The following is a 26,485-nucleotide window of genomic DNA, read 5'->3' on the forward strand; positions in this document are numbered from 1 at the left end:
ACCTGTCTGCGTTGGCGGAACTGCTCAGCTGAGTTTGGAGCTGGAGCGGCGAATGATCTTGATCGAGTGCGTCAGGGTCGGCTTGCGGGTCACGCTGATCGCGCGGCGGTTGACGGTGTCGATGGTGATGTTCCAGAAACCGGTGCTCGGCGCGGTAATGCGGGCCGGGAATGTGTCGAAAGCACCGCCGTGATAGGTGTGACGGCCGCCATTCTTGAAGCTGCGGAAGTTGGCGTCGTTCATCAAGCGGATGTTGCAGGTTTGCGAGCATTGAATGACGACGATGTCGTCTTCGTTGAGGTGCTCGCGCTGGTGAATGAATTTCATGGGCGCCTCCAGAAGGGCTTTTTCTACAAAATCAAAACGATAGCATTGTCGATTGGCGCAGTTTATCAGCCCGGACAGGTTATTATCCGGCTGTCAGGCACCGCTTTGACAATTAAAAACAGATATTCACGATTCTATGTGAGTTAAATGCAGCAGGCCTCGGAGAAAAACGGCATTCGTGCTGTCGGAGGGTCTTTATCGGAGGTTTTGTATGAAGTGGGGTGTGGTGATTCTGCCGTTGGCATTGGCTATGGGTGGTTGCGCAAGCGTTTCGGAAATCAATGAAACGTTGCCGACCATGAACGTCATTTCCGGCAAGAAACCCCATGAATATGCTGAGTGCCTGGCCGAAAAGCTGTCCAGCAGCCGGGGTGCCCTGCAGGTGGAGCGGAGCAAGGACGAAGTCCGGGTCATCGTTCCGGGCAAGCTGGGATCGGGTCCGGCCGCGGTGTTTGACATCGAGGATCGCTCCGGTGGCAGCAGTATCAAGCTGCACGAGCGGATGTCCAATGTGCCGCTGCGTCCATGGGATGTGCGCAAAGCCGCCACGGCCTGTATTTCCGGCTGATAGACTATCAGCAGTCAGCATTGATGCCGTCACAGCGTTGCTGTGGCGGCATTGTCATTTCTGGGAGCGGTGAATGAAGAGAGAGCAGGTGCGTGAGCGACACAAGGAAGGGCTCATTGCGGCGACCCATGTGATCCAGAACCCGGCGAATTCGGGGGAGTGGATCGTGTTTTTCAAGAAAAGCGCCGGTCGCAGTTACTTTCTGGTCGACGATAACGACGAAGTCGAGTCCTTCAACCGGCTCGACGACCTGATCGAGGTTGTACGCGGGCTGGGGATCAAGTTCGCCGAAATTCACATGTAAGGCTATTTACATACGACCACCACGCTACGGGTTTTGTAGTTGCCGACGTCGACGCCCAGCGTCTTGTCGTCTTCCTTGGGCGCCGGTGTGCCGTCGGTCCCGACGATGCGATAACCGGTTCCGGCGCACGATGCGTCAGCCTTTTCATAACAGCTGGCCCAGGAGTTGGCTTCGCCGGAGCAGTCGATGCTCAACCCTTGTTCGCCGTTGTTCAGGTAGGTGGTCTGCGAGGTGGCGCAACCGGCCAGGGCCGCGAGCGCAATCAGGGGCAGGAAGCTGATGAAGGGGCGGTTGATCATGGCAATGTCGTCTTCGAGGAGGAGGGGGCTAGACGCTATGACAGCGCCGGCATGAAAAGGTTATAGCGATTGGCCACGTCTTTGTGCGCAGTCCAAAAAAAGCCCTGCGCGAAGGCAGGGCCGGGATTCGTCGTTGCGGATCAGTCTTGATCCTTGCCGCGACGTTTCGGTGCAGGAGGCGTGTAATCAAGCACCGCGGCTACTTCAATTGCCATCGCTTCAGTGGGCAACGGACCGGACACATCTTCGCCGTTGGCGGCGGTGATATGCCACTGGCCATCTTTCCCCTTGGCGACGGTGTACCCATTGATGATTTTTGCTGCGGACATCTAACGGCCTCGTTGGCTGGTTCAAAGGCGCCATGATAGCGGTAAATGGGCGAATGGGCGCAGGTCGATGAGGTGTTCCGAGATCTTTGGGCTACGCTGATTGCGCAGCCTCTGTGTGCGGATTGAACTATCCGCCAGATTATTTCTCTATGTTGACATCGGTTAGCCAGTGCGGGGCATTGTAAGGTGCACGCCGCCTGATTAGACTGCGCCGAAACTCGTACACACAGCCCTTTCAAGGACTTATATGATCAAGAAATGCTTGTTCCCAGCAGCCGGTTACGGTACTCGCTTCCTCCCAGCGACTAAGGCCATGCCCAAAGAAATGCTGCCGGTGGTAAACAAGCCACTGATCCAGTACGGCGTCGAAGAAGCTCTGGATGCTGGCCTGAACGAAATCTCCATCGTGACCGGCCGTGGCAAGCGTGCCCTGGAAGACCACTTCGACATCAGCTATGAGCTGGAAAACCAGATCAAAGGCACCGACAAGGAAAAATACCTGGTCGGTATCCGCAAGCTGTTGGACGAGTGCTCGTTCTCCTACACCCGTCAGACCGAAATGAAAGGCCTGGGTCACGCGATCCTGACCGGTCGCCCGCTGATCGGTGACGAGCCGTTCGCCGTGGTGCTGGCGGACGACCTGTGCGTCAATCTTGAAGGCGACGGCGTACTGACCCAGATGGTCAAACTGTACAAGCAGTTCCGCTGCTCGATCATTGCCATCCAGGAAGTCGATCCGCAGGAAACCAGCAAGTACGGCGTGATCGCTGGCGAAATGATCCGCGACGACATCTACCGCGTACACAGCATGGTCGAGAAGCCAAAGCCGGAAGACGCACCGTCGAACCTGGCGATCATCGGCCGTTACATCCTGACCCCGGACATCTTCGACCTGATCGAACAGACCGAGCCAGGCAAAGGCGGTGAAATCCAGATCACCGACGCCCTGATGAAACAAGCCCAGAACGGCTGCGTGATGGCCTACAAGTTCAAGGGCAAGCGTTTCGACTGCGGTGGTGCTGAAGGCTACATCGAAGCAACCAACTTCTGCTTCGAGAACTTCTACAAGACTGGCAAGGCTTACTGATAAAGCCTGATCTGCCTGTACGAAAAAGCCACCTTCGGGTGGCTTTTTCATTTTCCGCCCCTATATCGGCAGGAGTACTTGCCCAGCGGACGACGGCGGGTATGCTGATCGCCTGCCGAGGAGATAGAAATGGCCTACGATTTTGACCTTTATGTGATTGGTGCCGGTTCCGGCGGTGTGCGGGCTGCGCGTTTTGCTGCCGGGTTCGGTGCGAAAGTGGCGGTGGCCGAGAGCCGTTATCTGGGCGGTACTTGCGTCAACGTCGGTTGCGTACCGAAAAAACTGTTGGTGTACGGCGCTCACTTTGCCGAAGACTTCGAACAGTCCTCGGGATTTGGCTGGAGCCTGGGCGAGGCGGATTTCGATTGGGCGACGCTGATTGCCAACAAGGATCGCGAGATCAATCGCCTGAACGGCATTTATCGCAATCTGCTGGTTAACAGTGGCGTGACCTTGCATGAAGCCCACGCGAAAATCGTTGGTCCGCACGAAGTTGAGGTCAACGGCGAGCGCTACACCGCGAAAAATATTCTGATCGCCACCGGTGGCTGGCCGCAGATCCCCGAAATTCCGGGTCATGAGCATGCGATCAGCTCGAACCAGGCGTTCTTCCTCAAAGAACTGCCCAAGCGCGTCCTTGTCGTTGGCGGCGGTTACATCGCCGTCGAATTTGCCGGGATCTTCCATGGCCTGGGCGCCAACACGACGTTGCTGTATCGCGGGGATCTGTTCTTGCGCGGTTTCGACGGTTCGGTGCGTAACCATCTGAAGGAAGAGCTGACCAAGCGCGGTCTGGATCTGCAATTCAATGCCGACATTGCCCGTATCGACAAGCAACCGGATGGCAGCCTGAAGGCGACCCTCAAGGATGGTCGCGTACTGGAAGCGGATTGTGTGTTCTACGCCACCGGTCGGCGTCCGATGCTGGATAACCTGGGGTTGGAAAACACTGACGTGCAGCTCGACGACAAAGGCTTCATCAAGGTCGACGAGCAATATCAGACCACCGAGCCGTCAATTCTGGCGCTGGGCGATGTCATCGGTCGTGTGCAGTTGACGCCAGTGGCGCTGGCTGAAGGCATGGCAGTGGCACGGCGCCTGTTCAAACCTGAGCATTACCGTCCGGTGGATTACAAGATGATCCCGACGGCGGTGTTCAGCCTGCCGAATATCGGCACCGTCGGCCTGACCGAAGAAGAGGCGCGGGAAGCGGGTCACGAAGTCGTGATCTACGAAAGCCGCTTCCGGCCGATGAAGCTGACCCTGACGGACTGCCAGGAGCGCACGCTGATGAAACTGGTGGTCGATGGCAAGTCCGACAAGGTGCTGGGCTGTCACATGGTCGGGCCGGATGCTGGCGAGATCGTGCAAGGTCTGGCAATCGCGTTGAAGGCTGGTGCCACCAAGCGTGACTTCGACGACACCATCGGGGTGCACCCGACGGCGGCCGAAGAATTTGTCACGATGCGTACGCCGGTCGGCGCTTAAGTCTTTTTCGGTTCTGCTGCGTCTGGCGCTGCCGCAACGGTGGTAGCTAGGCGCAGGCTGTCTTGCGCCTTGGTCAATTCCTTCTCCAATGACTGATTGAGCTGCGACTGCTCGTCGACGTTCTGCTTGAGCGTCTGACTTTCCAGCAGGGCCACGCGCAGGCGTTCCTGGAGGAGGGTGCGTTCGCTGTCGACGCGGGACGCTTGCTCCAGCAATTGATCCTGGCGCTGATTGCTGTGCTTGAGCTGATCCTGCATCAGGCTCAGTTCGCGCACGGTGCCGCGATTTTCGGTCAGCAAGCGCTCGTTGTCGCGGTGCAGCTGGGTGATCTCGTCCTGACGTACCAGCGCGCTTTGCTGCGCCTGGCGCAACTCCATCTGCAACTGCTGCACCTGGGTTTCGTGACGACTTTGTTCCTGCTCGCGCTGTTCCTTGATGGCGTTGCGGTAGTGCTCAAGCGCATCACGGGCGTGCAGGTGCTTTTCTTCCAGCGAGCGGATCTGCTCGTCCTTGTCCTGCAAGCGCAATTCAAAATCGGCCAGCGCCTGATTCAGCCCGGCGTTGCGGGTCTGTTCGGTCTGCAGCATCGAGCGGGTATCGCTCAGGGCTTCGGATTCCTTGGCCAGTGCTGCGGCCTGAATGTCGTGCTTCTTCTCCAGTTGCGCGTGATCCTGACGAAGCTGATTCAGCTCCTCCTCCAGTGCCTGACGCTGTTGCTCGTACTGCTCGCGTGCCTGATCAATCGGCTCTTGCGCCTGTTCTTTCAGGCGTTGGGCAAGGCGCGTGACGAGTGCCAGCAGCTCGTCATCGATGGGCTCTGCCGAAGGATCGGTCGGTTCGCTGCCGTCATCCAGCTCCTTCAGGTAACGATGGATCGTGGTTTTTGAACCCGTATTGCCCAGTTCGATGCGTACTGCGTCGATGCTAGGGTGCTCACCACGGGCGAGGATCGCTGTGCGCGCGATCTGAACTACTGCTTTGTTAACGCCGCCACGGGCCATATCTGCTCCTACCATTTCGTACTGTGGTACATGCCACCAAAGTACGCAGTGTACCATGTTGAAAATAAAGTGAAACAAGCGCCCATAAACGGGCGGGATATACTGGTATTACCCCGTGTGAAACCCCTAAAATCGGTTTCCGAAAAAAACCTCAGTACGCCACGAGAAAATCAGCCCATGAGCGATATCGATCGCTATCTGCAAGCCGCCACCCGTGACAACACCCGCCGCAGCTATCGTTCGGCCGTCGAGCATTTCGAAACGGTCTGGGGTGGGTTTCTGCCAGCGACAGCGGACAGCATCGCGCGGTATCTGGTGGCGCATGCGGGCGTGCTGTCGGTCAACACGCTGAAGTTGCGTCTGTCGGCGCTGGCGCAGTGGCACAACAGTCAGGGCTTTGCCGATCCCACCAAGTCGCCGGTGGTGCGCAAAGTGTTCAAGGGCATTCGCGCCCTGCATCCCGCGCAAGAAAAACAGGCCGAGCCGCTGCAGCTGCGCGATCTTGAGCAGGCCGTCGCTTGGCTTGAGCAGGAAATGAAGGACGCTAGAGAGAATCAGGACCGGCCGCTATTGCTCAGAGCCTGCCGTGATCGGGCTTTAATCCTGTTGGGCTTCTGGCGCGGCTTTCGTAGTGATGAACTGTGTCGGGTGCAGATCGAACACGTGCAGGCCCACGCTGGTAGCGGCATCACCCTGTACCTTCCACGCAGTAAGGGCGATCGGGAAAACCTCGGCCAGACTTATCAGGCCCCGGCGCTGCTGAAGTTGTGCCCGGTGCAGGCTTATATCGAATGGATCACCGAGGCAGCACTGGTGCGGGGCCCGGTGTTTCGCGCCGTCGACCGCTGGGGCAATCTGAGCGAGGAGGGCTTGCACGCCAACAGCGTGATTCCGTTGCTGCGTCAGGCCCTGGAGCGCGCGGGGATCTCCGCCGAGCGCTACACCAGCCATTCCCTGCGGCGCGGCTTCGCAACCTGGGCCCATCAAAGCGGCTGGGATCTCAAATCGTTGATGAGTTACGTGGGCTGGAAGGATATGAAGTCTGCCATGCGCTATGTTGAAGCGAGCCCCTTTCACGGGATGGCCCGGATTACGGATAAGCCGCTGTCGCCGTAGATATCGTTTTCTTCTATTAATACCCTCAGCTAATAGCGAAAACAAATCAGCAGCATCAGGTTTGCCAATGAGCCATCCGTCGAGTGACTGGGTAGGATTCACCCATCGAATTCACAACCCTGACGGAGAGTCATCAATGCCTATCATCAACAGCCAAGTAAAACCGTTCAAAGCTACCGCGTTCAAAAACGGCGACTTCGTACAAGTCTCGGACGCTGACCTGAAAGGCAAATGGTCCGTAGTGTTCTTCTACCCGGCCGACTTCACTTTCGTTTGCCCAACCGAGCTCGAAGACCTGGCTGACAACTACGCCGCCTTCCAGAAACTGGGCGTAGAGATCTACAGCGTTTCGACCGACACCCACTTTGCCCACGCTGCCTGGCACAACACTTCGCCAGCCATCGGCAAAATCCAGTACACCATGATCGGCGACCCGACTCAGGTCATCTCCCGCAACTTCGACGTGCTGATCGAAGAAGCTGGCCTGGCTGACCGTGGCACCTTCGTGATCAACCCTGAAGGCCAGATCAAAATCGTTGAACTGAACGATGGCGGCGTTGGCCGTGATGCTTCCGAGCTGCTGCGCAAAATCAAGGCTGCTCAGTACGTCGCTGCTCACCCAGGCGAAGTTTGCCCGGCCAAGTGGAAAGAAGGCGAGGCCACTCTGGCTCCGTCCCTGGACCTGGTCGGCAAGATCTAAGTCTGTGACACACGCAATGCAGGGCGGGACTCCGCACCTACTTAAGTAAGCTGCACCGCCCAATAGAAAAGCCCGGGCGAGATTCGCTCGGGCTTTTTTTCGCCTCAAATAAAGTCAGGAGATCGCCCGTATGTTGGACGCCAATCTTAAAGCCCAGTTGAAATCGTACCTGGAACGGGTCACCCAGCCGATCGAGATCGTTGCCTCACTCGACGACGGTGCGAAATCCCGTGAAATGCTCGACCTGCTGAAAGACGTTGCCAGTCTTTCGCACCAAATTACCTTGATCGACAGCGGCGACGATGCACGCAAACCGTCGTTCTCGATCAACCGCCCCGGTGCCGACATCAGCCTGCGTTTCGCCGGCATCCCGATGGGCCATGAATTCACTTCGCTGGTGCTGGCCCTGCTGCAAGTCGGCGGCCACCCTTCGAAGGCCAGTGTCGAAGTGATCGAACAGATCCGCTCGCTCAAGGGCGAGTTCAACTTCGAGACTTACTTCTCGCTGTCCTGCCAGAACTGCCCGGACGTCGTTCAGGCGCTGAACCTGATGGCCGTGCTGAACCCGAACATCCGCCACGTCGCCATCGACGGTGCGCTGTTCCAGGACGAAGTCAACGATCGCAAGATCATGGCCGTGCCGAGCATCTACCTCAACGGCGAAAACTTCGGCCAGGGCCGCATGGGCCTGGAAGAGATCCTCGCCAAACTCGACACCGGCGCCATCGAGCGTCAGGCCGAGAAAATCAGCGCCAAGCAAGCCTTTGATGTGCTCGTGGTCGGCGGCGGCCCGGCCGGTGCTTCGGCGGCGATCTATGCCGCACGTAAAGGCATTCGCACCGGTGTTGCAGCCGAGCGTTTCGGCGGCCAAGTGCTGGACACCATGGCCATCGAGAACTTCATTTCCGTGCAGGAAACCGAAGGCCCGAAACTGGCGACCGCGCTGGAAGAGCACGTCAAACAGTACGACGTCGACATCATGAACCTGCAACGCGCCGACAAGCTGATCCCGGGCAAGAATGGCGAGTTGCATGAGGTTCACTTCGCCAGCGGCGCAACCCTCAAGGCCAAGAGCGTGATTCTGGCGACCGGCGCGCGGTGGCGTGAAATGAACGTGCCGGGCGAGCAGGAATACCGCAACAAAGGCGTGGCTTACTGCCCGCACTGTGACGGTCCGCTGTTCAAAGGCAAGCGTGTGGCGGTGATTGGCGGCGGTAACTCCGGCGTCGAAGCGGCTATCGACCTGGCGGGTATCGTGTCCCACGTGACCCTGCTGGAATTCGACGTTCAGCTGCGCGCCGACGCCGTATTGCAACGCAAGCTGCACAGCCTGCCGAACGTCACCGTGATCACCAGTGCGCTGACCACTGAAGTCACCGGCGATGGCCAGAAGGTCAACGGCCTGCGCTACAAGGATCGCAATACTGACGAGCTGCGCACGGTCGAGCTGGAAGGGATCTTCGTGCAGATCGGCCTGTTGCCCAACACCGATTGGCTCAAAGGCACTATCGAGCTGTCGCCGCGTGGCGAGATCATTGTCGACAACCGCGGTGAAACCTCGATCCCGGGTATCTTCGCTGCCGGCGACGTGACCACCGTGCCGTACAAGCAGATCGTGATTGCAGTGGGCGAGGGCGCCAAGGCTTCCCTCAGTGCTTTCGATCACCTGATCCGTACTTCGGCTCCGGCGTAAATCCCGGGCCTGAAAAAGAAAAACCCCCATCAGCGATGATGGGGGTTTTTCTTTGCGTGTTGCTTTTTACCCAGGTCCAGCTTTACAGCGGAGCTGGCTGAATGATCTCGACCCAGTAGCCATCCGGATCCTTGATGAACGCCAGGCTCTTCATGCGGCCATCGGTCAGGCGCTTCTGGAAGTCGCAGCCCAGTTCTTCAAAGCGTGCGCAGGCAGCGACGATGTCCGGTACCGAGATGCAGATGTGGCCGAAACCGCGTGGATCGGTGTTGCCATTGTGGTAGGCGAAAGCCGCGTCGTTTTCGGTGCCGTGGTTGTGGGTCAGTTCCAGAATGCCGGGAATCGACTTCATCCATTCGGTGCGGGCAGCGGCGTCGGCCGGAATCTGCGATTTGTCGACCAGGGCGAGGAAGTACAGGCTGAATTCCGCTTCCGGGAAATCACGCTTCTCTACCAGCGAGAAACCCAGTACGCGGGTGTAGAAATCCAGCGATTTGGTGATGTCTTTGACGCGCAGCATGGTGTGGTTGAACACAAAGTTGCGGGTTGCGCTGTCTGGGGTGGCGGTGACGCCAGGGAAAGTGTTCAGTTCTTGCAGGCTCATGGGCCCTCCGTAACAAATTGGGGCAAGTGAATGGGCGCAATGATACGCATGCCTGGCAGCATCGCCAAACCGAAAGCGCGGGCTTGCCCTGCGAGCGGGCGGGCCTCAGACTTTACGGCTCAATCCGCGAGTGCCTCTGGTAATGATCCGACCGTTCAAATCGCTGTTCGTTTTCCTGGGTTTTTCCCTGCTTGCTCTGCCGGCCTTTGCCGAAGCACCGAGTATCACCTGGCCCGCCGGTTGGGAAGTCGAGGCGCTGCCCGAAACTTCTCCTGAAGTCTCGCGTCAGCGTGCGGTGAAGACTGACGCCGATGGCAATCAGGTGATGGTGATGGAGTTGACGATGACCCGCGTGGAAAGTGGTCATCAGGTCAACTTGCAGGGCGTGTTGCTGGAAATGCGCAAGTCGGTGCAGAAAGACTTTTTCCAGAGCGGTTATCAGAGTGTCTGCAACAAGGTTCATGCGAGCACGCTGGGATCGCTGACCGCGCTTGAGACCACTTGTACGGTGACTGAAAACGGCCGTCATGTGTTGTCGCAAACATTGGTTGCAGCGGTCGAGGCGGATAAGGCTTACGTACTTTCGTATGCCGGGCAGGCAGAGGTTTATAAGGCGAGCGGCGACGACATAGTGGCTGCGCGAAACAGCTTGAAATTCTAGTCGTCTGTTCGTGGTCAGCCAGATGTTAGATACCGGAACTGATTAAACATAAAGTTAATCTCCGGCTAACGGGGCAACATTCGGAAGCATAGTTCCAGCGCGGGAGCGGTTTGAGACTCAACTTTCCCGCCAGAAAAAACGTTGTATTTGTTAAATATTGTCCGAAAAAAAGCCCTGCATATGCAGGGCTTTCATGTTTGCGAGGGATTAACCGCGCAACCAGGAATCAACGGTGGCTGCACCGTATTGTTCCTTCCAGGCTTTCAGGCCACGGTGGTTGCCACCCTTGGTCTCGATCAGCTCGCCGGTGTGCGGGTTCTGATAGACCTTGACCACGCGAGCGCGGCGGGTTTTAGGTGCGGTGGTCGATTGCAGACCGGATTTCGCCGGGTTCGGATCGAGAATGGCGATGATGTCTTTCAGGCCTTTGCCGTAGGTTTTCATCAGCCCCTGGAGCTTTTCTTCGAATTCGATTTCTTTCTTGAGCCCGGCATCGTTCTTCAGCGATTCCAGCTGCTTGAGCTGTTCCTGAAGGGCCTTTTCAGCTGCACGAAATTCAGCGAGTCTGGACAATATCTTTACTCCAATAGTGTGTTTGGCTGATACCAACCGCAAACAAAGCTATAAGCCAAGAGCCTTGAAGCGACTCGGTGATAATGGCTCACCTGCCCATCTTGCAACAGGTAAGAAAAATTGTAGTAGTTAATGCGACAAGAGTAAATCCTGACTTTTTCTTCATGTAACAACAACGCTGTTTTGTATCAATTTGGTGCGAGCTGTCGGCGAGTCAGGATTTATCCCGCCAAGTTAATGATGAGTTAATGCTTCGATGAAGTCTGTAGCCGGCATCGGTTTGCCAAAAAGGTAGCCTTGCAGAAAGTTGACATGGTGGGCGGCCAGATAATCACACTGGGCTTGCGTCTCGACACCTTCGGCCACAATGCCCAGATCCAGTTTGGTGGAAAGCTCGATGATGCTGTCCAGAATGTGCCGGGACAGGGCATCTTTATCGATCATGGCGACAAATGTCTGATCGATCTTGAGGAAGTCGACATTGAAGGTCCTCAAGTAGCCGAGGCTTGAGTGACCGGTACCAAAGTCGTCAATCGCGATCTTCACGCCCATTGCACGCAGCTGCGCGAAGAGTTGATGGGTGATGTCGGACGGCTCGATCAGCTCGCGTTCGGTCAGCTCCAGAACCAGGTTGATGCTGCCGGGCTGGAACGCTGACAAAAATTCACGGCAATCCTCAACCAGCTCCAGATCGTGGCAGTGGCTGGCGGTGATGTTGATGCCGATGTGGAACGGCGCGGTAAAGGTCGCTGACAGCGGCCCCAGCACGACAGCAGTTTGCTGCATCAAGGCGCGGGTCATCGGCACGATCAACCTGGAGTGTTCGGCGAAGGGAATGAACAGGTCCGGACGCACCAGCCCCTCCTTGGGATGGTTCCAGCGCATCAGTACTTCCGCGCCCGACCAGCGTTTGCTGTCGCCGTGCACCACCGGTTGAAAGTACGGAATGAATTCTCCCGCCTCCAGCGCTCGCAGCATTTCATGGCTGGGCGAGGTGGAGCGCCTCTGCACGATGTAGCCGATCGCTCCCGATACCGCACCGAAGAACATCAGCAGACTGAACAGCGGCGGGTACTCGTCTTTCATGTAGCGCCAGGTTTCGCCTGCCGGAAACGCGGCGCTGACCGAGAACGCGTAGTGCGACGAGTGCAAGGTTCTTTGCGCCACAGGCAACGCGGGCAGGGCGCCCTGATGCACTTTGCCGTCGGCGGAGAGCCAGTTGTTGCCGACTTGCAGCAACAACAACGTGTGCCGGCCGATCAGGCGCAGGATGTTGCTCAGGTGATAGCCGTCCAGCGTGGTCAGTGCGCCGCCGCGACCCTCGCTCAGGCGATAGACCAGCAGCGCGGTGTCAGGCGTCACCGGGTTGCCGTTCATGAGCCACAACTTGCCTTGGGCGTAGTCGCCCGGATTCACGGCTTCCTTGAAGTCGCCGAACAGTGAACTGCAATAGAGATTGTCGTCCCATACCAGATTGGTCGAACGTACGAACGGGCGGCGGGTGACTTGTTCGCGCAAGGCCAGTTTGACGGTCTCGCAGGTCTGGCCGGCCAAAGGCAACAGTTCGCGGGCGGCCTGGGCGGTGTTGTCGAGCATCAGTTCGAACTGCCGCAGGGCTTCATCGGCGGTGTGTTGCGAACTCTGCTGAAGGGCGCGTCCGGCCTGCATATAAAGAATCACGCTGCCGAGTACGATCGGCAGCAGGCCGCACAGCAATGTCACGATAATCCGGGTGCTGCGCTTGCGGCGGGGCCTGACGGTCAGTGGCATGGGCGCATCCTGTCGCGATGGAGTGGGGCTCTAGATGGCAGGCGAAGCGTGCGCGCAAAGCCCGAGGTCTGAGCCCATGATAGATGGCCAATGACAGCTGCGCCGCTCAACGGTAATCCAGCCGTGTTGCCAATTGAATGAATGCCAGCGTGGCGGGCGATGCCTGGCGCTGATCCAGCACCGCCAGACCGACTTGTCGGGTGACGGCGGGAGACAGCGGTCGCTTGACATAGCGCGGGTCGGGATTGAAAGGCAACGAGCCTTCGGCCACCACAGTCATCGCATCGCCCCGACTCACGGTGTCGAGGGTGCTGAGCAGCTGCGAGCAGCGATAGCGGATGTTGGGGCTCAACCGCGCGGCGTTGAACAGGCGCGAAACCAGTTCCGACGAACCCGCCTCGGTCAGCACAAACGGATCGTTGCACAGGCCTTTAAGACTCACTGAGTCGTGCGCCGCCAACGGGTGACCGAGCGGGAGCAGGGCGACCATCTGATCTTCGATCAAGGCAAACGTGTCGAAGCGTTCCTCGGGCAGTACCACAAAACCGATGTCGATCCGCCGCTCTTCCAGCCACTGGATAACCTGCCGATCCGGGCCTTCATCGATGTGCACCTCGATCCCCGGATGCGCCTCGCGATACTGCTGCAGAATCTTCGGCAACAACTTGATCGAGGACGTCGGTCCGAACGAGCCGATGCGCAGCGTGCCGCGTTTCATGCCGCGCGCATCCGCTGCCTCTTGGCGCAACGTATTGGCCAAACCAAGCATCGCGCGCGCCCGCAGCAGCAATTGCTCGCCGATGTCGCTCAGTTCCACTTGCGATTGGTGCCGGCGCAGCAGTTCGACGCCCAGTTCCTGTTCCAGAGATTTCAAGGCGTGGGACACCGCCGACTGGGAAATCCCCAGACGATGGGCGGCGAGGGTGAAACCGCGCAGTTCGGCCACCAGCGAGAAGATTTCGAGTTGGGTCAGGGTCATGAGTAAAGACTCATTTTACGATGATGAGGAATCAATCGAATGATACGTCATCCGTCAGTCTCATCGTTGGGAGCGTTATGAGTTGTCATTGAACCTGTCCGTCCGGTCGCCTCGGACATGCCCGTCTATCTGAACCTGGCCCTTGTCACCATGATCTGGGGCGGAACGTGGGTAGCCGGGCGGTTTCTGGCCGGTAGCCTGAGCCCGGTGTTTGCCGCCAGCCTGCGGTTTCTGCTGGCCAGCGTGGCGTTGGTCGTGTGTTTAAGGCTCGCTCGAATCCGGTTGGCGCGGCCCACGCCCCGGCAATGGCTGCAACTGGCGTTGCTGGGGTTCTTCGGGATTTTCTTCTACAACCTGTGCTTCTTTTACGGGCTGCAATACATCAACGCTTCTCGGGCTTCGTTGATCGTGGCGCTGAATCCGGCGGTAATCGGTCTGGCGTCATGGCTGCTGTTCAAGGAGCGGCTGAGCCGGTTGAAGGTGATCGGAATTGCGGTCTGTATCAGCGGGGCGGGTGTGGTGATCGTCAGTCGCAACCCGCAGCTGTTGAGCGAAACGCCGGACGCGTGGATTGGCGATCTGCTGATCCTCGGCTGCGTTTTGAGCTGGGGCGTCTATTCGCTGTGCTCCCGCAGCCTCAACCAGAGCATCGGTCCGGTGCAGACCGTGACCTTTTCGATTCTGCTGGGCACCCTGATGTTATGGGCGCTGGCCCTGAGCCGGGGCGAAGTCGACGTTGCAGCGCTGGCCGCGCTTGGCACACGCCAATGGCTGAGCCTGGCCTATCTGGGCGTGCTCGGTTCGGCGCTGGCCTATATCGGTTACTACGATGGCATCCGCAAAATCGGCGCCACGCGCTCCGGCGTGTTCATTGCGCTCAACCCGCTGACCGCCGTGCTGGCCGGGGCAATCCTGCTGGGCGAACAGCTGACACTGGCCATGTGCCTGGGCGGCGTGCTGATTCTGGCGGGCATCTGGCTGTGCAACAAACCCCTTGCACCGGGCCGAAAAAAGCGGATTTTATAGAGAGGGCAGACAACCCTATTTACGCTGTGTAGAATCGGGTTACGCATACAATAATAATCGTCTTCTGGCAGCAGAAGCCTCGCCCGCAAGAGCCTTGGGTCGACAATGAAGATATTCGGGTTTCAACTGATCTACGGTGACTTCCTCGCCCGCAGTGTGCGTGGCATCTCCTGTGCGCCACCCACCGGTCTCAGCATTACTGACAAATAACTCTGGTTAATTGATAAGAATGATGAGGCGCCAACCATGGCAGATTTATACGAAAACCCAATGGGCCTGATGGGCTTCGAGTTCATCGAGTTCGCATCGCCGACTCCTGGCACCCTGGAGCCGATCTTCGAGATCATGGGCTTCACCAAGGTCGCGACCCACCGTTCCAAGAACGTGCACCTGTATCGCCAGGGCGCGATCAACCTGATCCTCAACAACGAACCCCACAGCGTTGCTTCGTACTTCGCGGCTGAACACGGCCCGTCCGTTTGCGGCATGGCGTTCCGGGTCAAGGATTCGCAGAAGGCCTACAACCGCGCACTGGAACTCGGCGCACAGCCGATCCACATCGAAACCGGCCCGATGGAGCTGAACCTGCCGGCGATCAAAGGCATTGGCGGCGCGCCGCTGTACCTGATCGACCGTTTCGGCGAAGGCAGCTCGATCTATGACATCGACTTCGTGTTCCTCGAAGGCGTTGATCGCAATCCGGTCGGTGCGGGCCTGAAGATCATCGATCACCTGACCCACAACGTGTATCGCGGCCGCATGGCCTACTGGGCGAACTTCTACGAGAAGCTGTTCAACTTCCGCGAGATCCGCTACTTCGACATCAAAGGCGAATACACCGGCCTGACCTCGAAAGCGATGACCGCACCGGACGGGATGATCCGCATCCCGCTCAACGAAGAATCGTCGAAAGGCGCCGGGCAGATCGAAGAGTTCCTGATGCAGTTCAACGGCGAAGGCATCCAGCACGTGGCCTTCCTCACTGATGACCTGGTCAAGACCTGGGATCAGTTGAAGAAGATCGGCATGCGCTTCATGACCGCGCCGCCGGACACCTACTACGAAATGCTCGAAGGCCGCCTGCCGAACCACGGCGAGCCGGTGGATCAACTGCAATCGCGCGGCATCCTGCTCGACGGTGCGTCGGATAAAGAAGACAAGCGTCTGCTGCTGCAGATCTTCTCGGAAACCCTGATGGGCCCGGTGTTCTTCGAATTCATCCAGCGCAAGGGCGACGATGGTTTCGGCGAAGGCAACTTCAAGGCACTGTTCGAATCGATCGAGCGTGACCAGGTGCGTCGTGGCGTACTCGCTACCGAGTAATCCGCATCAGATGTAAAAAAGCCCGGCCTGCAGAAATGCAGGCCGGGCTTTTTATTGCGCGTCTTACGGGCGCCGTTGGCGCATCAGATGTTTGAATCCTTCAAACACCAGCACCACGACTGCGAGCCAGATCGGGATGTAGGTCAGCCATTCACCGGGCTTGATGCTCTCGCCAAGCAACAGCGCCACACCGAGCAACAGCACCGGCTCAACGTAACTCAACAAACCAAACAGACTGAATGGCAGCAAGCGGCTGGCGATGATGTACACCACCAGCGCAGACGCACTGATCAGACCGAGCAGCGGAATCAGCCACGTCAGCGCCGGGTACTGATCGAACACGCCGAAACCCTGTTCGCCGCCGCGCACAAACCAGTACGCTACCGGCAGCATCAGCGTCATGTCGACCCACAAACCGCCGAGGTTGTCGGTCTTGAGGTATTTACGCAGCACGAAATACAGCGGGTAACCGACGACTACGACCAGCGTCGCCCAGGAAAACCCGCCGACCTGATACAACTCATTCAACACGCCGAGGCTGGCAAAGAACACCGCGACTTTTTGCAGGTACGACAGGCTTTCGCCGTAAGCGATGCGCCCGGTCAGCACCATGGCCAACGGCAGCAGGAAGTAGCCCAGCGACACATCAAGGCTGTAGCCATTGAGCGGCGCCCACATGAACAACCACAACTGCACGCCGAGCAACGCGGACGAAACGATCAGGCCACCGATCAACTTCGGCAGCGCAGGGACCCGGCGCAGCAGCTCCAGCACCCGCCGCCATTCGCCAGACAACAACATGAACACGGTCATGCAGGGCACGGTCAGCAGCATCCGCCAACCGAAGATTTCCACGCCGCTCAACGGGGTGAGCAGCGAGGTGTAGTAATACATGACGGCAAACAGCGTCGAAGCTGTTACCGATAGAGCGATACCTTTAGACAAACTGTCCTCGCGGGGGTGATGGTGAAACGGGGCGCGCAGGATACGTGGTTTTTGTGCTGAATATTGGCCGAGTGATCAATATTTCCAACATTCGACACAGGCCCTGTGAGAGCAGGGGCCTGTGTCGAAGCATAGGTGCTTAAGCCTGATGCGGTTTGCGCCCAGACACAAAATGGCTCACATCATTAAACCCCGGCGTAGACGCATGCCCCGGCGTCACCAGCGAGTCGATAAACGCCTCATCCTGCGCCGTAATCTTCACCGCCTGCGCCTTGGTGTACGCATCCCACTGTTCCTCAGTACGCGGCCCGACAATCGCCGACGTCACCGCGCCGTTGTTCAGCACCCAGGCAATCGCAAACTCGACAATCCCGACCCCACGTTCCTGGGTGTATTGCTGAATCTGCTGGGCAATGCGCAGCGACTCCACCCGCCATTCAGTCTCCAGAATCCGCTTGTCCTGGCGCCCGGCGCGGCTGTTGGCGTCCGGGGTCACGTCCGGTGCGTACTTGCCGCTGAGCACGCCACGGGCCAGCGGGCTGTAAGGCACCACGCCGAGGCCGTAGGTCTGGGCAGCGGTGATCTGTTCGGTCTCGGCCTGACGGTTGACGATGTTGTACAGCGGCTGGCTGATCACCGGGCGATCGACGCCCAGTTTGTCCGCCACGCGAATCACCTCGGCAATCCGCCAGCCGCGATAGTTCGACAGGCCCCAATAACGGATCTTGCCCTGGAGAATCAGATCGCCAATCGCCGAAATCGTAACTTCCAGCGGCGTGTTGTGGTCTTCGCGGTGCAGGTAATAGATGTCGAGATAGTCGGTGCCGAGCCGGGTCAGGCTGGCCTCCAGACCATTGAAGATGTGCTTGCGGCTCAAACCGCTGCGATTCGGCACGCCATCGACCGGGCCGAAACCGACCTTGGTCGCCAGCACCCATTCATGCCGATGACGGGCGATGGCCTCACCGACGATCTCTTCCGAGCGGCCGTTGGTGTAGACATCCGCGGTGTCGATGAAGTTGATGCCCTGATCCCACGCCTTGTCGATGATGCGCAGCGAGTCTTCTGCGCTGGTCTGCTCGCCGAACATCATCGTGCCGAGGGTGAGGGTGGACACCTGCAACCCCGAGTGACCCAGTGTGCGATAGCTCATGCCGAAATCCTTTTGTCGGTGGGAAAGCTTCCATCAAATACCAGAAGCGCCCGACGCGGCAAAGTGAATTTATCGGCGCAACGCCTCGCAACGCTCGCGCAAAAACGCCTGCAACACCTTGACCCGTTCCGACACCTGCACCCGGTGCGGGCACAGCAGATTGAACGGCACGCTCTCGCCTTGCCAGTCATCGAACAGCGTCAGCAGCCGTCCGGCGCGCACGTCTTCGGCCACGTCGAGCCAGGCCTTGTAGGCGATGCCGTGCCCGGCGAGCGCCCAGCGGCGAGCGACTTCGCCGTCGTCGCTGAGGTAGTCGCCGCGTACTTCGACCTCAACCGTTTCGTCGTCGCGATGGAAGCGCCAGGTGTTATAGGGCCGACCGTTGCGCAGGTAGAGCAGGGCGCTGTGTTCGCTCAATTCGGCGGGGTTTTGCGGTGTGCCGTGGCGCTCCGTATACGCAGGGCTCGCGCAGGCGACACGACGATGCTCAGGCAGGATCGGCAACGCCACCAGCGTCGAATCACTGGGGACGCCAAAGCGCAACGCGACATCCACCGTCTCGCGAAACAAATCCGCATGCCGGTCGTTGAGCAGCAATTGCAGCTGAATGTGCGGGTGCTCGCGCTTGAAATCGTCCAGCCACGGCAACAGCACATTGCGCCCGAAGTCCGACGGCGCCGCCAGTTGCAGCACGCCGCTCAGGCCTTCGGTCTGTTGCTTCAGCGCCTGTTCGCCCTCGGCCAGTGTCGCCAGCGCCAGGCGCACGCTTTCCAGATAGCGCCGGCCTTCCTCGGTCAGACGCATGCTGCGGGTGGAGCGGGCGAACAGGCGGATGCCGAGGCGGGTTTCCAGGCGTTTCAACGCGATGCTGGCGGCCGCTGGCGTCAGCTCCAGCGCCCGGGCGGCGGCGGAGATGCTGCCGGAGTCGGCGGTGCGGACGAAGATTTCCAGATCGAGGATCGAGCTCATTAGTAAAAATCCGTTGAAGATCCTTGGCGTTTTGCGGGATTTTTCCGGGATTGGCAAGCGCAGATACTGAAATCCTGAATAACCGCAGGAGACAGACATGACTTGGACATTTGATCATCTTGCTTTCAACACTGGTGACGGGCAGACGCTGCAGGACGCTTTTGGCGGGTTGTTGGGATTGACGCCGGGGCGCCGGCCGCCGTTTCCGTTTCCCGGGCGATGGTTGTATCAGGATGGGGAGGCGTTGGTGCATGTGATTGAGCAGCCTGCACTGGACGACACTGCTTTGAGTCATATTGCGTTTCGTACCGATGAAGACGCGGCGGTGGTTTTAAAGCGGGTGCAGGGCAGTGGGTTGCCGTATCAGGTGGCGCAGGTCCCGGAGGACGGGATCTGGCAGATTTTTGTGAAGATGCCGGGCGGGTTGGTGCTTGAGCTGGATGCAAAAACCAGTGTGTGACGCTCGTTCCCACGCAGAGCGTGGGAACGATCAAACGAAAAACGGCCCGAAAGGGCCGTTTCTGTATTCCGCTAAGGCTTAAGCCCGCAACGTCCGCGTCATCCGCAACGCCAGCAAACTCCCGCCAACAATCACACCCGCCAACAGATACAACGCCGCATCCGTCGACCCGGTGCTGTCCTTGACCCAACCCACAAGGTAAGGGCTGAGGAACCCGGCCATCTGCCCCATCGAGTTGATCAACGCCAAACCACCTGCCGCAGCACCCGCGCTCAGCATGGCAGTCGGCACCGGCCAGAACATCGGCAGACCGGTCAGCGCACCCATGGTCGCGATGGTCAGGCCAAGAATCGCAATCGCCGGATTCGCCGCGAAGTTCACCGCGATCAGCAGGCCGACAGCGCCCATCAACATCGGCACCACCAAATGCCAGCGACGTTCTTTACGCAAGTCCGCCGAGCGCCCGACCACCAGCATGAACACCGCCGCCAGCAAATACGGGATCGCACTCAACCAGCCAATCACCAGATTGTCGCTGAAGCCGAGGTTCTTGATGATCGACGGCAGCCAGAAGTTGATCGCGTACACGCCGCTCTGGATGCAGAAGTAGATCAGGCCGAAGGCCCAGATCGCCGGATTCTTGAACACCGCGCTCAGCGAGTCGGAAGTGGTTTTCGGTTTGTTCGCCAGGTCTTCCGCCTGATCTGCTTCCAGCACCGAACGCTCATGCGGGGTCAGCCACTTGGCGTTGGCGAAGTTATCGCTGAGCAGGAAGTAGGCGAGTGCGCCCAGTACCACGGTCGGAATGCCTTGCAGCAGGAACATCCACTGCCAGCCGGCGAGGCCACCTTGGCCGGCGGCGAAGTGATTGAGGATCCAGCCCGAAAACGGGCTGCCGAGCAGGCCGGACAGCGGGATCGCCGACATGAACAGCGCCATGATCCGGCCACGGCGGAAGGTCGGGAACCACTGCGAGAGATACAGCACAACGCCCGGGAAGAAGCCGGCTTCAGCCGCGCCGGTAAACAGGCGCAGGGTGTAGAACTCGGTCGGCGTGGTGACGAACAGCAGGCAGGTCGACAGCGTGCCCCAGGTGATCATCATCAGCGCGATCCAGCGCCGTGGGCCGAATTTGGTCAGCGCCAGGTTGCTCGGTACGCCGCACAGCACGTAGCCGATGAAGAAGATACCGGCACCGAGGCCGTACACGGTTTCGCTGAATTTCAGCGCGTCGAGCATCTGCAGTTTGGCGAATCCAACGTTGACCCGGTCGAGGTAGTTGAACAGGTAGCAGATGAAGATGAAGGGGATCAAACGCAGGGTGATGCGTTTGTAGACGGCATTTTTATCGTCATCGATGGTCTGGGCGGCAGCGGCGCTCTGCGACATGGCGGCTCTCTCTTTATTATGATTTTTTGCGATGCAAAGGGTAACGTTGATCGCCCTGAGAGTCTCGGCCACCTTTGGCCGGATTGTCTTTGTGCCTGAGCACAGGGTTTGTTGCCAGACCCTGTGCGGGTGAACAACCGTCCGCGCCTGTTTTCAAGGATTCCAGCCTCTATGTTCGAACTCGATCACGACCTCGCCCAGGACATCGTCGACCGGGCCATGGCCATTTTGCCTTACAACGTCAACGTCATGGACAGCCAGGGCCTGATCCTCGGCAGTGGCGAGCCGGAGCGAATCAACACGCGCCACGAGGGCGCGCAACTGGTGTTGGCCAACGGGCGAGTGGTGGAGATTGACGCGCAGACCGCCGTGCATTTGAAAGGCGTGCAGCCGGGGATCAATCTGCCGCTGTTGCTGGATCAGCGTTTGATCGGCGTACTCGGCATTACCGGCGAACCTGAGCAACTGCGTACTTACGCCGAACTGGTGCGCATGACCGCCGAGATGCTGGTCGGCCAGCGTAACCAGCAATCCGAACAGCAATGGCGGCGGCAGCGTTGCGATGACTTGCTGGCGCTGCTGTTGAGCGAGGCGGGGGATTCGCCAAGGCTGGTCGATGAAGCTCAGCAACTTGGCCTCAAACCGCAACTGACACGGGTGCCGTATCTGTTCGAGTTGGGTCTTGAACACGGGCCGGGACAGACGGTTGAGGCGTTGAGTGCCTGGTTGATGTCGCGCTATCCGGACAGTTGGTGCGTGAGTTCGGCCAAGTCGTCACTGCTGTGGTGCCGGCCAGCAAGTCAGAACGTCGAGCATGATCGCCTGCTGGAAAAACTCGATGGTCTGGGCTGGAACATCCTGCGCATTGCCGTCGGCGGGCAGGCCGATGGACTGACCGGGTTGCGCCGTTGCTATCGAAGGGTGGGCGATTTGCTCGCCTATGGCCGCGAAGTGCTGCCGCGTTCACGGCTGCTGACCCTCAATCGCTATCGATTGCCGGTGATGCTCTGGCGCCATCGCAACGACGATGCGCTGGATGAACTGCTCAAACCGTTACGCAAAGTGATCGCCAAGGACAGCAACGGCCAGTTGCTCGCGACCCTGCGCAGTTGGTGCGATCACGACGGACAGAGCCAGGCCTGCGCCGATGCGTTGGGCATTCACCGCAACAGCCTGCGTTACCGGATGGAGCGAATTGCCGAGTTGAGCGGGGTCGATCCGTTGAAGCTCGACGGGATGCTGGCGTTGTATCTCGGGGTGCAATTGCTGCCGCAGACCGACGATTTGTCGAAATGAACAATAAACGCCTGCACGACTTGTGCAGCGGACAGGCGTCAACCGGCAAGGCGACTGGCAGCATGAGGGGCATTGGAACTGGAGAATTCGCATGAAAATCGTCATCGCCCCCGATTCGTTCAAGGACAGCCTGAGTGCCCAAGGCGTTGCAGAAGCCATTGCGCTGGGCCTGGCGCAGGTCTGGCCGCAGGCGACGCTGGTCAAATGCCCGATGGCCGACGGTGGCGAAGGGACGGTGGAGTCGATTCTCGCCGCTTGCGAAGGCGAGTTGCGCCGCACCCGCGTGCGTGGCCCGTTGGGCGCAGCGGTCGAAGCCGCGTGGGGCTGGCTGCCGCACAACCACACAGCAATCATCGAGATGGCCGAGGCCAGCGGATTGCAACTGGTGCCGCCGGGTCAGCGTGACGCGTGCATCAGCAGCACGTTCGGCACCGGTGAACTGATCCGCGCGGCGCTGGATGCCGGCGCACAACGCGTGATCCTGGCCATCGGCGGCAGCGCCACCAACGACGGCGGCGCCGGCGCGATGCAGGCGCTGGGCGTAAAACTGCTGGATGCTCAAGGGCAAGCTCTGGTGCCGGGCGGTCTGGCGCTGGCGCAACTCGCACGACTGGACCTGAGCGAACTTGACCCACGTCTGGCGCAAGTCCGCTTCGACATCGCCGCCGACGTCAACAATCCACTGTGTGGGCCCCACGGCGCCTCGGCGATTTTCGGCCCGCAGAAGGGCGCATCTCCTGCGCAGGTGCAACAACTGGATCAGGCCCTCGGCCACTTCGCCGAACTCTGCGCGCAAGCGCTGGGTAACGATGTACGGGATGAACCGGGCAGCGGCGCGGCAGGCGGGCTGGGTTTCGCCGCCAAGGCGTTTCTCGGTGCACGCTTCCAGGCCGGTGTCGAAGTGGTCGCGGAACTGGTCGGTCTGGCCGACGCGGTGAAGGGCGCCGATCTGGTCATCACCGGAGAAGGGCGCTTCGATGCCCAGACCCTGCGCGGTAAAACCCCGTTCGGCGTAGCAAGGATCGCCAAGCAGCACGGTGTGCCGGTAATCGTCATCGCCGGCACCTTGGGCGAGGGTTATCAGGAACTCTACGATCACGGCATCGACGCCGCATTCGCCGTTACCAGCGGCCCGATGACCCTTGAACAGGCCTGCGCCGAAGCACCACGTTTATTGCGCGAACGTGCCACAGACATCGCTCGTGTCTGGCGCATGGCAACCCCGGCCTGACCTGTCGCCCATCATCTGAAACAACGGGTGTTTCACCGCTGAAACACCCGCAACACTTTGAAAAATATTTCATCTTTCCCCGCAAACTTCCTCAAGCCTGGCCGATACAGAAGTCAGGCGCACACAAGACTTCCTAAAACAGTGACGCCGGACTGAAGCCCACTCCACGGGCCAGTGATCACGGCATGGACGCTCGTAGTTTCAATCATCCGAGAGTCCTCCTATGTCCTTGCGTAATCTGAATATCGCGCCCCGTGCCTTCCTCGGTTTTGCCTTTATTGCCTTGCTGGTGATCGTGCTTGGCGTGTTCGCCGTCAACCGCATGTCGATCATCCGGCAGGCGTCGCTGGAGATGGAGTCGACGCAGTTGCCGAGCGTCACGCAACTCGCTGTGGTCACGGAAAACGTCTTGCGCCTGCGTATCCTCTCGTTCCGCATTCTGGTCAACCGCGACCCGGCCGGGTTGCAGGAAGCCCAGACCCGCATCGGCGTGCTGGTGGACAAGGTGCGCGCCGCCCAGGCCAGTTACGCGGCACTGCCGGCCGGTTCGGAAGAGCGCGCGCTGTATCAGACTTTCGCGACGACGCTGGACAACTACCTGCAAGCGCAGAACCAGATGATGGACCTGTCGCGCCAGGACAAGGTCGATGAGATGCGCACCCTGATCAACACGAAGATCAAGGACGGCACCGACAAAATGGGCGAACAGCTCAACCAACTGATTGCGATCAACTCGGCCGACGCGAAAGCCGCGTCGTCCCAGGCTGGAGACCAGTACAGCGGCGCGATCACCGGGATCATCGTGGTGGCGGTGATTGCTGCGTTGCTGACCGTGCTGCTGGCCTGGCTGCTGACCCGCAGCATCGTCACCCCGTTGAACCGCGCCGTCGCTGCCGCGCAAACCATTGCCGGCGGCAACCTGACCAAAGCCATTGAAGTCGACGGCAAGGACGAACCGGCGCGCCTGCTCGAAGCGCTGGCCGCGATGCAGACCAATCTGCGCAAGACCATCGAACAGATCGCCGGCTCCGCCACGCAACTGGGCGCCGCTGCCGAAGAACTGAGCGCCGTGACCGAAGAAGCGTCCCGTGGCCTGCAACAACAGAACGACGAAATCGAACAGGCTGCCACCGCTGTCAACGAAATGACCGCCGCAGTGGAGGAAGTCGCTCGCAACGCGGTGTCGACTTCAGAAGCCTCGAACCAGTCGACCCACGCCGCCCGCGAAGGTCGCGATCAGGTGGTGAAAACCGTCGACGCGATCCAGACCATGACTCACGACGTGCAAAACACCGCGCAAATGATCGAAGGCCTGGCCGCTCAGGGCCGCGACATCGGTAAGGTGCTGGACGTGATCCGCGCCATCGCCGAACAGACCAACCTGCTGGCACTCAACGCCGCCATCGAAGCGGCCCGTGCCGGTGAGGCGGGACGCGGTTTCGCCGTGGTAGCGGACGAAGTTCGCGCCTTGGCCCATCGCACCGCGCAGTCGACCCAGGAAATCGAAAAAATGGTCGCCGGCATCCAGAACGGCACCGGCGAAGCGGTCGAGTCGATGCAGCAAAGCAACCAGCGCACCCAGTCCACCCTGGAAATGGCCCGTGCCGCCGGCGTCGCGCTGGAGCAAATCACTCAATCGATTCACCAGATCAACGAACGCAATCTGGTGATCGCCAGCGCCTCGGAAGAACAGGCGCAGGTGTCCCGCGAGGTTGACCGCAACCTGGTCAACATCCGCGACCTGGCCACCCAATCGGCCGCCGGCGCAAATCAAACCAGCGCCGCGACCCATGAACTGTCGCGTCTGGCGGTGGATTTGAATGCGATGGTGGCGCGCTTCGTGATTTGACCTAGGGTGAAGGCTGGAGACCGCGCAATCAGGAGACGTACATGCGCTATTCAGCCTTGACCCAACGAATCGCCGGGGAGGGAGCAGCGGCCTGGCGGATTCACGACCGAGCGCTGGAGTTACGCGCCGAGGGCATTGATGTGTTGCTGCTGTCCGTGGGTGATCCGGATTTCGATACGCCGCTGCCGATCATCCACGGCGCCATCGACAGCCTGCTCGCCGGCGATACCCATTATTCCGAAGTGCGCGGCCGGCTGGAGCTGCGCAAGCGGATTGCCGAGCGTCATCGGCGCCGCAGCGGCCAGGATGTGGATGCCGAGCATGTGATCGTGATGCCCGGCGCGCAATGCGCGGTGTATTCGGTGGCGCAGTGTCTGCTGGATCCGGGCGATGAAGTCATCGTCGCCGAGCCGATGTATGTGACTTATGAAGGTGTGTTCGGTGCCTGCGGAGCTACCGTGGTGCCTGTTCCGGTTCGTCCGGAAAACGGCTTTCGCGTCGACCCGGTGGATGTCGCGGCACGGATCACTCCGAAGACGCGGGCCATGTTGCTCAACAGTCCAAATAATCCTTCCGGTGCGAGCCTGTCGTTGTTGATCTGGCAGGAGCTGGCGGCGCTGTGCATTCGTCATGACTTGTGGCTGATCAGCGATGAGGTCTACAGCGAATTGTTATACGAAGGCGAGCACGTCAGCCCGGCGAGTCTGCCGGGCATGGCCGAGCGCACCGCAACCATCAACAGCCTGTCCAAATCCCATGCGATGACCGGGTGGCGGATCGGCTGGATGATCGGACCGAAACCCTTGGCCGAGCATTTGGTGAATCTGTCGTTGAGCATGTTGTTCGGCCTGCCGGATTTTGTGCAGAAAGCGGCGCAGATCGCGCTGGAGAAAGATTTGCCGGAAGTGACGCAGATGCGCGAGGAATACCGGTTGCGTCGGGATCTGGTGTGCGAGCGCTTGCGTGGCTGTCCGGGGTTGTACCCGATCAAACCGGATGGCGGGATGTTCGTGATGGTCGACGTGCGCCAGACTGGGCTCGGCGCGCAGGATTTCGCCGAGCGATTGCTGGAGGGGTATGGGGTTTCGGTGCTGGCCGGGGAGGCGTTCGGGCCGAGTGCGGCGGGGCACATTCGCATCGGGCTGGTGGTGGATCGGGTGAAGCTGGCGGATGCGTGTTCGCGGATTGCCCTTTGTGCTGCGCAGCTTCTCCAAGTGCGCAGCGCCTGAAGATTTCCTCCTGATCGTTCCCACGCTCCGCGTGGGAATGCAGCCCGGGACGCTCCGCGTCCCTTCCAGAGCTGGAACGCGGAGCGTCCCTTGAGGCATTCCCACGCAGAGCGTGG

The 26,485-nt window shown here is 59.5% G+C and carries 27 protein-coding genes; 15 read left to right on the forward strand and 12 right to left on the reverse strand.

Annotated features, from left to right (window positions below; translation table 11 throughout):
* Positions 1 to 24: 24 nt before the first annotated feature.
* Positions 25 to 327 (reverse strand): DUF1883 domain-containing protein, encoded by a 303-nt coding sequence (locus tag PMI24_RS24845; RefSeq protein ID WP_007958929.1) that lies wholly within the window; start codon positions 325 to 327, stop codon positions 25 to 27.
* Positions 328 to 538: 211 nt separating this feature from the next.
* Here PMI24_RS24845 and PMI24_RS24850 point away from each other — a divergent pair, with 211 nt between their 5' ends.
* Both PMI24_RS24850 and PMI24_RS24855 read left to right on the forward strand, forming a co-directional pair.
* Positions 539 to 895 carry a hypothetical protein gene (locus PMI24_RS24850; RefSeq protein WP_007958931.1) on the forward strand — a complete coding sequence of 119 codons (357 nt, stop codon included), beginning with the start codon at positions 539 to 541 and terminating at the stop codon, positions 893 to 895.
* A 73-nt stretch (positions 896 to 968) separates the two neighbouring features.
* Positions 969 to 1,199, forward strand: a complete 231-nt coding sequence (locus PMI24_RS24855) for a hypothetical protein (protein WP_007958933.1) — start codon at positions 969 to 971, stop codon at positions 1,197 to 1,199.
* 2 nt (positions 1,200 to 1,201) lie between these two features.
* Here the strand turns inward: PMI24_RS24855 and PMI24_RS24860 are convergent, their stop codons facing one another.
* Together PMI24_RS24860 and PMI24_RS24865 are read right to left on the reverse strand one after the other, a co-directional pair.
* Positions 1,202 to 1,498 (reverse strand): hypothetical protein, encoded by a 297-nt coding sequence (locus tag PMI24_RS24860; RefSeq protein ID WP_007958935.1) that lies wholly within the window; start codon positions 1,496 to 1,498, stop codon positions 1,202 to 1,204.
* Between the two features lie 140 nt (positions 1,499 to 1,638).
* Entirely contained in the window at positions 1,639 to 1,827 is a 189-nt protein-coding gene (locus tag PMI24_RS24865; protein WP_007958936.1) for a hypothetical protein, read from the reverse strand.
* 247 nt (positions 1,828 to 2,074) lie between these two features.
* On the opposite strand from PMI24_RS24865, the gene galU reads away from it, so the two are divergent.
* Together galU and gorA are read left to right on the forward strand one after the other, a co-directional pair.
* Positions 2,075 to 2,914 (forward strand): UTP--glucose-1-phosphate uridylyltransferase GalU, encoded by an 840-nt coding sequence (galU, locus tag PMI24_RS24870; RefSeq protein ID WP_007958937.1) that lies wholly within the window; start codon positions 2,075 to 2,077, stop codon positions 2,912 to 2,914.
* A gap of 129 nt (positions 2,915 to 3,043) precedes the next feature.
* Positions 3,044 to 4,402 carry a glutathione-disulfide reductase gene (gene gorA, locus PMI24_RS24875; protein ID WP_007958938.1) on the forward strand — a complete coding sequence of 453 codons (1,359 nt, stop codon included), beginning with the start codon at positions 3,044 to 3,046 and terminating at the stop codon, positions 4,400 to 4,402.
* Here gorA and PMI24_RS24880 read toward each other — a convergent pair.
* A complete protein-coding gene (locus PMI24_RS24880) occupies positions 4,399 to 5,403 on the reverse strand; it encodes a DNA-binding protein (protein WP_007958939.1) in 1,005 nt (334 codons plus the stop codon). The two genes, gorA and PMI24_RS24880, sit on opposite strands and share 4 nt — an antisense overlap.
* Positions 5,404 to 5,580: 177 nt before the next feature.
* On the opposite strand from PMI24_RS24880, the gene PMI24_RS24885 reads away from it, so the two are divergent.
* The 3 genes from PMI24_RS24885 to ahpF all read left to right on the forward strand — a co-directional run bounded on the left by PMI24_RS24885 (position 5,581) and on the right by ahpF (position 8,912).
* Positions 5,581 to 6,519 carry a site-specific integrase gene (locus PMI24_RS24885; protein WP_007958940.1) on the forward strand — a complete coding sequence of 313 codons (939 nt, stop codon included), beginning with the start codon at positions 5,581 to 5,583 and terminating at the stop codon, positions 6,517 to 6,519.
* Between the two features lie 136 nt (positions 6,520 to 6,655).
* Entirely contained in the window at positions 6,656 to 7,219 is a 564-nt protein-coding gene (gene ahpC, locus PMI24_RS24890) for an alkyl hydroperoxide reductase subunit C (RefSeq protein WP_007958941.1), read from the forward strand.
* 130 nt (positions 7,220 to 7,349) lie between these two features.
* Complete coding sequence (gene ahpF, locus PMI24_RS24895; protein ID WP_007958943.1) at positions 7,350 to 8,912, forward strand: alkyl hydroperoxide reductase subunit F; 1,563 nt, start codon at positions 7,350 to 7,352, stop codon at positions 8,910 to 8,912.
* Positions 8,913 to 8,994: 82 nt separating this feature from the next.
* Here the strand turns inward: ahpF and gloA are convergent, their stop codons facing one another.
* Entirely contained in the window at positions 8,995 to 9,516 is a 522-nt protein-coding gene (gloA, locus tag PMI24_RS24900; RefSeq protein WP_007958945.1) for a lactoylglutathione lyase, read from the reverse strand.
* 142 nt (positions 9,517 to 9,658) lie between these two features.
* Here gloA and PMI24_RS24905 point away from each other — a divergent pair, with 142 nt between their 5' ends.
* Entirely contained in the window at positions 9,659 to 10,177 is a 519-nt protein-coding gene (locus PMI24_RS24905) for a DUF4946 domain-containing protein (protein WP_007958947.1), read from the forward strand.
* A 207-nt stretch (positions 10,178 to 10,384) separates the two neighbouring features.
* Here the strand turns inward: PMI24_RS24905 and PMI24_RS24910 are convergent, their stop codons facing one another.
* The 3 genes from PMI24_RS24910 to PMI24_RS24920 all read right to left on the reverse strand — a co-directional run bounded on the left by PMI24_RS24910 (position 10,385) and on the right by PMI24_RS24920 (position 13,499).
* Positions 10,385 to 10,750, reverse strand: coding sequence for a histone-like nucleoid-structuring protein, MvaT/MvaU family (locus PMI24_RS24910; RefSeq protein WP_007958949.1), 366 nt, complete (start codon positions 10,748 to 10,750; stop codon positions 10,385 to 10,387).
* Between the two features lie 234 nt (positions 10,751 to 10,984).
* Positions 10,985 to 12,520: an EAL domain-containing protein gene (locus tag PMI24_RS24915; protein ID WP_007958951.1), complete on the reverse strand. Its 1,536-nt coding sequence runs from the start codon at positions 12,518 to 12,520 to the stop codon at positions 10,985 to 10,987.
* Positions 12,521 to 12,626: 106 nt separating this feature from the next.
* Positions 12,627 to 13,499 carry a LysR family transcriptional regulator gene (locus PMI24_RS24920; protein ID WP_007958953.1) on the reverse strand — a complete coding sequence of 291 codons (873 nt, stop codon included), beginning with the start codon at positions 13,497 to 13,499 and terminating at the stop codon, positions 12,627 to 12,629.
* Between the two features lie 117 nt (positions 13,500 to 13,616).
* On the opposite strand from PMI24_RS24920, the gene PMI24_RS24925 reads away from it, so the two are divergent.
* Both PMI24_RS24925 and hppD read left to right on the forward strand, forming a co-directional pair.
* On the forward strand, positions 13,617 to 14,525 hold the full coding sequence (locus PMI24_RS24925) for a DMT family transporter (RefSeq protein WP_007958954.1): 909 nt from the start codon (positions 13,617 to 13,619) through the stop codon (positions 14,523 to 14,525).
* 246 nt (positions 14,526 to 14,771) lie between these two features.
* Complete coding sequence (hppD, locus tag PMI24_RS24930) at positions 14,772 to 15,848, forward strand: 4-hydroxyphenylpyruvate dioxygenase (RefSeq protein ID WP_007958955.1); 1,077 nt, start codon at positions 14,772 to 14,774, stop codon at positions 15,846 to 15,848.
* 63 nt (positions 15,849 to 15,911) lie between these two features.
* Here the strand turns inward: hppD and rarD are convergent, their stop codons facing one another.
* The 3 genes from rarD to PMI24_RS24945 all read right to left on the reverse strand — a co-directional run bounded on the left by rarD (position 15,912) and on the right by PMI24_RS24945 (position 18,915).
* Positions 15,912 to 16,793 (reverse strand): EamA family transporter RarD, encoded by an 882-nt coding sequence (gene rarD, locus PMI24_RS24935; protein WP_007958956.1) that lies wholly within the window; start codon positions 16,791 to 16,793, stop codon positions 15,912 to 15,914.
* Between the two features lie 139 nt (positions 16,794 to 16,932).
* Entirely contained in the window at positions 16,933 to 17,946 is a 1,014-nt protein-coding gene (locus PMI24_RS24940) for an aldo/keto reductase (protein ID WP_007958957.1), read from the reverse strand.
* A gap of 69 nt (positions 17,947 to 18,015) precedes the next feature.
* The gene (locus PMI24_RS24945) at positions 18,016 to 18,915 is read right to left on the reverse strand and encodes a LysR family transcriptional regulator (protein ID WP_007958958.1); all 900 of its coding nucleotides are present in this window, start codon (positions 18,913 to 18,915) and stop codon (positions 18,016 to 18,018) included.
* A gap of 97 nt (positions 18,916 to 19,012) precedes the next feature.
* On the opposite strand from PMI24_RS24945, the gene PMI24_RS24950 reads away from it, so the two are divergent.
* Positions 19,013 to 19,375 carry a hypothetical protein gene (locus PMI24_RS24950; protein ID WP_007958960.1) on the forward strand — a complete coding sequence of 121 codons (363 nt, stop codon included), beginning with the start codon at positions 19,013 to 19,015 and terminating at the stop codon, positions 19,373 to 19,375.
* Between the two features lie 78 nt (positions 19,376 to 19,453).
* Here the strand turns inward: PMI24_RS24950 and PMI24_RS24955 are convergent, their stop codons facing one another.
* Entirely contained in the window at positions 19,454 to 20,764 is a 1,311-nt protein-coding gene (locus PMI24_RS24955; RefSeq protein WP_007958962.1) for an MFS transporter, read from the reverse strand.
* Positions 20,765 to 20,935: 171 nt separating this feature from the next.
* Between PMI24_RS24955 and PMI24_RS24960 the strand changes: the two genes are divergently transcribed.
* The 4 genes from PMI24_RS24960 to PMI24_RS24975 all read left to right on the forward strand — a co-directional run bounded on the left by PMI24_RS24960 (position 20,936) and on the right by PMI24_RS24975 (position 26,369).
* Positions 20,936 to 22,060 carry a sugar diacid recognition domain-containing protein gene (locus tag PMI24_RS24960; protein WP_007958968.1) on the forward strand — a complete coding sequence of 375 codons (1,125 nt, stop codon included), beginning with the start codon at positions 20,936 to 20,938 and terminating at the stop codon, positions 22,058 to 22,060.
* 91 nt (positions 22,061 to 22,151) lie between these two features.
* Positions 22,152 to 23,291 carry a glycerate kinase gene (locus PMI24_RS24965; RefSeq protein ID WP_007958969.1) on the forward strand — a complete coding sequence of 380 codons (1,140 nt, stop codon included), beginning with the start codon at positions 22,152 to 22,154 and terminating at the stop codon, positions 23,289 to 23,291.
* 223 nt (positions 23,292 to 23,514) lie between these two features.
* Positions 23,515 to 25,140, forward strand: coding sequence for a methyl-accepting chemotaxis protein (locus PMI24_RS24970; RefSeq protein ID WP_007958970.1), 1,626 nt, complete (start codon positions 23,515 to 23,517; stop codon positions 25,138 to 25,140).
* 41 nt (positions 25,141 to 25,181) lie between these two features.
* A complete protein-coding gene (locus PMI24_RS24975; RefSeq protein WP_007958972.1) occupies positions 25,182 to 26,369 on the forward strand; it encodes a pyridoxal phosphate-dependent aminotransferase in 1,188 nt (395 codons plus the stop codon).
* Positions 26,370 to 26,485 lie beyond the last annotated feature (116 nt).

Source organism: Pseudomonas sp. GM25, assembly GCF_000282255.1.
Classification (GTDB): Bacteria; Pseudomonadota; Gammaproteobacteria; order Pseudomonadales; family Pseudomonadaceae; genus Aquipseudomonas; species Aquipseudomonas aphyarum.

Coding starts and splice junctions, on each gene's coding strand:
- PMI24_RS24845 (WP_007958929.1), bottom strand. CDS start 327: ATGAAATTCATTCACCAGCGCGAGCACCTCAACGAAGACGACATCGTC.
- PMI24_RS24850 (WP_007958931.1), top strand. CDS start 539: ATGAAGTGGGGTGTGGTGATTCTGCCGTTGGCATTGGCTATGGGTGGT.
- PMI24_RS24855 (WP_007958933.1), top strand. CDS start 969: ATGAAGAGAGAGCAGGTGCGTGAGCGACACAAGGAAGGGCTCATTGCG.
- PMI24_RS24860 (WP_007958935.1), bottom strand. CDS start 1,498: ATGATCAACCGCCCCTTCATCAGCTTCCTGCCCCTGATTGCGCTCGCG.
- PMI24_RS24865 (WP_007958936.1), bottom strand. CDS start 1,827: ATGTCCGCAGCAAAAATCATCAATGGGTACACCGTCGCCAAGGGGAAA.
- galU (WP_007958937.1), top strand. CDS start 2,075: ATGATCAAGAAATGCTTGTTCCCAGCAGCCGGTTACGGTACTCGCTTC.
- gorA (WP_007958938.1), top strand. CDS start 3,044: ATGGCCTACGATTTTGACCTTTATGTGATTGGTGCCGGTTCCGGCGGT.
- PMI24_RS24880 (WP_007958939.1), bottom strand. CDS start 5,403: ATGGCCCGTGGCGGCGTTAACAAAGCAGTAGTTCAGATCGCGCGCACA.
- PMI24_RS24885 (WP_007958940.1), top strand. CDS start 5,581: ATGAGCGATATCGATCGCTATCTGCAAGCCGCCACCCGTGACAACACC.
- ahpC (WP_007958941.1), top strand. CDS start 6,656: ATGCCTATCATCAACAGCCAAGTAAAACCGTTCAAAGCTACCGCGTTC.
- ahpF (WP_007958943.1), top strand. CDS start 7,350: ATGTTGGACGCCAATCTTAAAGCCCAGTTGAAATCGTACCTGGAACGG.
- gloA (WP_007958945.1), bottom strand. CDS start 9,516: ATGAGCCTGCAAGAACTGAACACTTTCCCTGGCGTCACCGCCACCCCA.
- PMI24_RS24905 (WP_007958947.1), top strand. CDS start 9,659: ATGATCCGACCGTTCAAATCGCTGTTCGTTTTCCTGGGTTTTTCCCTG.
- PMI24_RS24915 (WP_007958951.1), bottom strand. CDS start 12,520: ATGCCACTGACCGTCAGGCCCCGCCGCAAGCGCAGCACCCGGATTATC.
- PMI24_RS24920 (WP_007958953.1), bottom strand. CDS start 13,499: ATGACCCTGACCCAACTCGAAATCTTCTCGCTGGTGGCCGAACTGCGC.
- PMI24_RS24925 (WP_007958954.1), top strand. CDS start 13,617: ATGCCCGTCTATCTGAACCTGGCCCTTGTCACCATGATCTGGGGCGGA.
- hppD (WP_007958955.1), top strand. CDS start 14,772: ATGGCAGATTTATACGAAAACCCAATGGGCCTGATGGGCTTCGAGTTC.
- PMI24_RS24940 (WP_007958957.1), bottom strand. CDS start 17,946: ATGAGCTATCGCACACTGGGTCACTCGGGGTTGCAGGTGTCCACCCTC.
- PMI24_RS24945 (WP_007958958.1), bottom strand. CDS start 18,915: ATGAGCTCGATCCTCGATCTGGAAATCTTCGTCCGCACCGCCGACTCC.
- PMI24_RS24950 (WP_007958960.1), top strand. CDS start 19,013: ATGACTTGGACATTTGATCATCTTGCTTTCAACACTGGTGACGGGCAG.
- PMI24_RS24955 (WP_007958962.1), bottom strand. CDS start 20,764: ATGTCGCAGAGCGCCGCTGCCGCCCAGACCATCGATGACGATAAAAAT.
- PMI24_RS24960 (WP_007958968.1), top strand. CDS start 20,936: ATGTTCGAACTCGATCACGACCTCGCCCAGGACATCGTCGACCGGGCC.
- PMI24_RS24965 (WP_007958969.1), top strand. CDS start 22,152: ATGAAAATCGTCATCGCCCCCGATTCGTTCAAGGACAGCCTGAGTGCC.
- PMI24_RS24970 (WP_007958970.1), top strand. CDS start 23,515: ATGTCCTTGCGTAATCTGAATATCGCGCCCCGTGCCTTCCTCGGTTTT.
- PMI24_RS24975 (WP_007958972.1), top strand. CDS start 25,182: ATGCGCTATTCAGCCTTGACCCAACGAATCGCCGGGGAGGGAGCAGCG.